Source organism: Micrococcus sp. GbtcB5 (assembly GCF_019091605.1).
GTDB lineage: Bacteria > Actinomycetota > Actinomycetes > Actinomycetales > Micrococcaceae > Micrococcus > Micrococcus luteus.
In genome coordinates this window covers 1-5,183 of record NZ_JAGXJK010000048.1, presented here as the reverse complement: position 1 = coordinate 5,183, position 5,183 = coordinate 1, and the positions used below count along the sequence as shown (strand labels likewise).

The following is a 5,183-nucleotide window of genomic DNA, read 5'->3' as shown; positions in this document are numbered from 1 at the left end:
GAGCCGCTCCGGGTCCGTCGTGTCGTCAACGACGTCGCACACCACAGCGAGCGTGCCGATACGTCCTCACGGTCCCGGTCATGCTCCCCGCCGGCCGCTCGTCTCAGGTGGCCGAGCACCCACAATCGAGGAGGTTCTTCTGCAACAGGGCGAAGAAGGACTCCGCCACCGCGCTCTCCCAGGCAGAACCGACCCGGCCCATCGAGCCGATTGGCCCTCGCCGAGTGAGCCCGTCCTGGGATAGCGCCGAACAGGATGGCGAGCCCGCGATCCGAGGGCACGACGCACCCGGCCACCGCACGCCAGCAGAGGTCGACGAGGCCCATCTTCACGACCAGATTCAGCGGCCATCGCATCCTGACCTCGGACCGAAACCTCGAGCTCTTCACCTTCTTCCGAGGGCCCGTGTCGGAGCCTGGGACTGCAGGGTCTCCAGGTCACCGATCAGGCAACCCTCCATCCGGCTGTCCACGTCGAGGGTCGCGAGGCCGAACCGGCAGGCGAGTTCCGCCCGCTGCAGGGCGGTCACCCCGGAGACCACCCCCGCGCCCTGGACTTTCACCTCCACGCGCACCGACGTGCCCCTGTACGAGCCGCTCGGGTTCCGCGAGACCGTACCCGACGCGTGCATACCCGCGGCCCGGGAGTGACATCATGGACCTCGGCTCGTGCTGATACTGGGTATCGTGAGCCACGCCACTACACTGTGCTTCCACTGATAAAGGAGCAACCCCCCATGCCGACCCTGCGAACCGTCCCCCTCTCCGCCGCCACGCGGGAGGACCACCTCGCCCGCCTCCGGGCCACCAGCCCGGAGGCCCCCCTCGACATCCTGGTCGTGGGCGGCGGCTCCACCGGCGTGGGCGCCGCGTTCGACGCGGCCACCCGCGGCCTCGACGTGGGCATCGTCGAGGCCCGCGACTGGGCCTCCGGGACCTCGTCCCGCTCCTCCCGCCTCATGCACGGTGGCCTGCGCTACCTCGAGATGCTGGACGTCAAGCTGGTGTACGAGGCGCTGCGGGAGCGCGACCTGCTGCTCACCCAGACCGCGCCCCACCTGGTGCGTCCCCTGCGCTTCGTCTTCCCGTTCTTCCACAAGGTGATCGACCGCGGCTTCATCGGCGCCGGCGTCACCATGTACGACGCCATGCAGTCGCTCGGCCGCCGCCGCGCGATGGGCGCGCACCGCCATCTCAGCCGCCGCTCCATGGCCGCGACCTTCCCCTCCCTCGACGACGAGAAGATCGTCGGCGCGGTGGAGTACGCCGACGCCCAGTTCGACGACGCCCGCCTGGCCATGATGCTCGTGCGATCCGCCGTGGACCACGGCGCCGTGGCCGCCAACTACACCGCCGTCACCGGCTACCTGCGCGGCGACGACGGCCGTGTGCAGGGCGTGCGTGTCCGCGAGGAGACCTCCGGCGAGGAGTTCGACGTGCACGCGCGCGCCGTCATCCTGGCCGGGGGCGTGTGGACCCAGGAGCAGCAGGAGCTGGCCGGGGCCGACGGCGGCCTCGAGGTGCTCGCCTCCAAGGGCGCCCACATCACCGTCCCGCGCGACCGCATCCGCGCCGACGCCGCCACCGGCGTGATCACCAAGACGGAGAAGTCCGTGCTGTTCCTCATCCCGTGGGACGAGTACTGGGTGATCGGCACCACGGACACCCCGTGGGCGGAGGACGTGGCCCATCCGGCCACCACCGCGGACGACATCGACTACATCCTCGAGCACGCCAACGCGGTGCTGAAGGAGGACCTCACGCGTGACGACGTGATCGCCACGTACGCCGGCCTGCGCCCGCTCCTGCAGCCGGTCACCGGATCCGACGGCGGCTCCACCAAGATCTCCCGTGAGCACACCGTCACCGAGGTGGCCCCCGGCCTCACCGCCGTGGCCGGCGGCAAGTGGACCACGTACCGGGCCATGGCCGAGGACGTCGTGGACTTCGTGGTGCGCGAGACCCACCCGACCCGTCCCAGCCTCACCGAGCGCATCCCCGTGCTCGGCGGCCTCGGCTACTCGGAGATCGAGGCGGAGGCGGACCGCATCGCCGCCGACTACGGCCTGGACGAGGCCCGCGTGGACCGGCTCCTGTTCCGTTACGGCACCGTCCTGCGCCATGTGCTCGACCTGATCGACGGCGACCCGTCCCTGAGCGTCCCTCTCGCCGAGGCGCCGCGCTACCTGCGCGCCGAGATCGTCTACGCGGCCCGAGCCGAGGGCGTCGTCCACCTGGACGACGTCATCGAGCGCCGCACGCGCCTGTCCACCGAGGTCCGCGACCGCGGCGTCGCGGCGGCCGAGGAGATCGCGTCCCTCGTGGCCCCCGAGCTGGGCTGGGATGAAGAGCGCATCGCCGGTGAGATCCGGGCGTACAAGGACCTCGTCGCCGCCCGCCTCCGCGGCGAGACCGCCCACGACGACGTCACCGCCGCCGCCGCGCTCGCAGCTGCCGACGCCGCCCCCGTCCACGGAAAGGAGCCCGTCCATGGGCACGATCTTCCTGCATGAGATCGCCGGCACGGCCATCCTCCTCCTGCTCGGCGTCGGCGTCGTCGCCAACGTCGTCCTGACGAAGACCAAGGGCAACGGCGGAGGCTGGCTGCTCATCAGCTTCGGCTGGGGGCTGGGCGTCTTCGCGGGCGTCTACGTCGCTGCCGCGACCGGTGCGCACCTGAACCCCGCCGTGACCGTCGGCCTGCTCGTCAGCGGCGCCGAGGAGTACGCCCCCGGCATCGCCGTGACCCTCGGCACCACGCTCGCGTACTTCGCGGCGCAGCTGATCGGCGCCTTCCTCGGCGCGGCCCTGGCCTGGCTGGCCTACCGCGACCACTACCAGGCGGAGACGGACCAGGGCGCGATCCTGGGCACGTTCGCCACAGGTCCCGAGATCCGCAACCCGCTGTGGAACATGGTCACCGAGGTGATCGCCACGTTCGTCCTGGTGTTCGTGATCCTGCTCTTCGGCTCCACCCCCTCCGGGCTCGGCCCGCTCGCGGTGGCCCTGCTCGTCGTCGCGATCGGCGCGAGCCTGGGCGGCCCCACGGGGTACGCCATCAACCCGGCGCGCGACCTGGGCCCCCGCCTGTTCCACGCCGTCGCGCCGATCCGGCACAAGGGCGGCTCGGACTGGGGCTACGCCTGGGTGCCGATCGTCGGCCCGCTCGTCGGCGCCGTCCTGGCCGGCCTCGCCGCGCCTCTGTTCGTCTGAGCGGTCTGCCCGTCCAACCCCGGCGGGCACGTTCCCCTGCGGGAACGTGCCCGCCACCCCCACACCCCCGTGACCACCTCCGAAGGAGTAGGACATGACCACCCCCCGCTACGTGATGGCCATCGACCAGGGCACCACGTCCACGCGCGCGATCCTCTTCGACCACAGTGGGGCCATCGTGTCCACTGGTCAGCGCGAACACGAGCAGATCTTCCCGCGCGCCGGCTGGGTGGAGCACGACCCGGTGGAGATCTGGACGAACACCCGCGAGGTCATCGGCGAGGCCCTGGCCCGCGCCGAGGTGACCCGACACGACGTCGCCGCCGTGGGCATCACGAACCAGCGTGAGACCACCGTGGTGTGGGACCGCAACACCGGCAAGCCGGTGTACAACGCCATCGTGTGGCAGGACACCCGCACCGACCACCTCTGCGAGCGCCTGGCCGGCGACGTCGGCGCGGACCGCTACAAGGAGCGCGTCGGGCTGCCCCTGGCCACGTACTTCTCCGGCCCCAAGGTGGCCTGGATTCTGGAGAACGTGGACGGTGCCCGGGAGGCCGCCGAGAACGGCGACCTCATCTTCGGCACCACGGACTCGTGGCTCGTGTGGAATCTCACCGGCGGCGGCGAGGGCGGCCGGCACGTCACCGACGTCACCAACGCCTCCCGCACCATGCTGATGAACCTGGACACCCTCGACTGGAACGAGGAGATCTGCGCGGACATGGGCATCCCGATGTCCATGCTTCCGGAGATCGTCAGCTCCTCCGCCGAGGTGGGCACCGTATCCGGCCAGCAGCTGCTGCGCGAGACGCCGATCACCGGCATCCTGGGCGACCAGCACGCGGCGACCTTCGGCCAGGCGTGCTTCGAGGTCGGCCAGGCCAAGAACACGTACGGCACCGGCAACTTCATGCTGATCAACACCGGCGAGGAGCCGGTGCACTCGGACAACGGCCTGCTCACCACGGTGGCGTACCGCATTGGCGACCAGAAGCCGGTGTACGCGCTGGAGGGCTCGATCGCCGTCACCGGCTCGCTGATCCAGTGGCTGCGGGACAACCTCGGGATGATCGGCAGCGCCCCGGAGGTCGAGACCCTGGCCGCCGGTGTGAAGGACAACGGCGGCGTGTACTTCGTCCCCGCGTTCTCCGGCCTCTTCGCCCCGCACTGGGACGCCGCGGCCCGCGGCGTCATGGTGGGCATGACCCGTTACGTCAACAAGGGGCACATCGCCCGCGCGGCGCTCGAGGCCACCGCCTTCCAGAGCCGCGAGGTCCTGGACGCCATGAACGCGGACTCCGGCGTGGACCTGACCGAACTGAAGGTCGACGGTGGCATGGTCGCCAACGAGCTGCTCATGCAGTTCCAGGCGGACCTGCTGCGCGTGCCCGTCGTGCGCCCCAAGGTCATCGAGACCACCGCTCTCGGCGCCGCCTACGCCGCAGGCCTGGCGGTGGGGTTCTGGGCGTCCCAGGACGAGCTCGTGGCCAACTGGGAAGAGGACAAGCGCTGGGAGCCCACCACGGACGAGGAGGAGGTTGAGCGCGCCCTGCGGCTGTGGAAGAAGGCCGTGGAACGCTCCCGCGACTGGGTCGACGAGGACGTCGAGTCGGCCCAGGGCTGACCGTCCGGTCCGTAGGTCGGTCCGGCCGGCCCCGTGCGCCCCGGGCCGGTCCGGGCCGACCCGGCCCCTCCAGAAGGACCCCGAGCAGCACTACCCCCTCGTCGGCCGCCTGCGCGCGGAGCGGGGCGGAGTCGGTGCCGTTGCCATCGGCGCAGTGGCCAGGCCCGAGGCGCCCGGCTGCTCCGACGTCAAGCTGTCCTCACCCAGGGCGTCCTCTTCCCCCGCCGCTTCCGCCCACGGCGGCGGTGGCCAGGCAGGCGAAGTAGTTGTAGGAGGGCATGACGTTGTTGACTCGGGCCGGTGCCAACGAGGCCGGAGGAGCGTCTCCGCAGGAGGTATGAGGC

4 protein-coding genes are annotated in these 5,183 nt (G+C 71.1%); 3 read left to right on the top strand and 1 reads right to left on the bottom strand.

Going from position 1 to position 5,183, the window contains the following annotated elements:
• Positions 1 to 385: 385 nt before the first annotated feature.
• Entirely contained in the window at positions 386 to 568 is a 183-nt protein-coding gene (locus tag KVS67_RS11115) for a hypothetical protein (RefSeq protein ID WP_217565359.1), read from the bottom strand.
• 168 nt (positions 569 to 736) lie between these two features.
• Between KVS67_RS11115 and KVS67_RS11110 the strand changes: the two genes are divergently transcribed.
• The 3 genes from KVS67_RS11110 (at position 737) to glpK (ending at position 4,839) form a co-directional block, all read left to right on the top strand.
• On the top strand, positions 737 to 2,512 hold the full coding sequence (locus KVS67_RS11110) for a glycerol-3-phosphate dehydrogenase/oxidase (protein WP_020621627.1): 1,776 nt from the start codon (positions 737 to 739) through the stop codon (positions 2,510 to 2,512).
• On the top strand, positions 2,490 to 3,212 hold the full coding sequence (locus KVS67_RS11105) for an MIP/aquaporin family protein (RefSeq protein WP_010079813.1): 723 nt from the start codon (positions 2,490 to 2,492) through the stop codon (positions 3,210 to 3,212). Before KVS67_RS11110 ends, KVS67_RS11105 begins: the two co-directional genes overlap by 23 nt.
• Positions 3,213 to 3,306: 94 nt before the next feature.
• Entirely contained in the window at positions 3,307 to 4,839 is a 1,533-nt protein-coding gene (gene glpK / locus KVS67_RS11100; RefSeq protein WP_020621628.1) for a glycerol kinase GlpK, read from the top strand.
• Positions 4,840 to 5,183 lie beyond the last annotated feature (344 nt).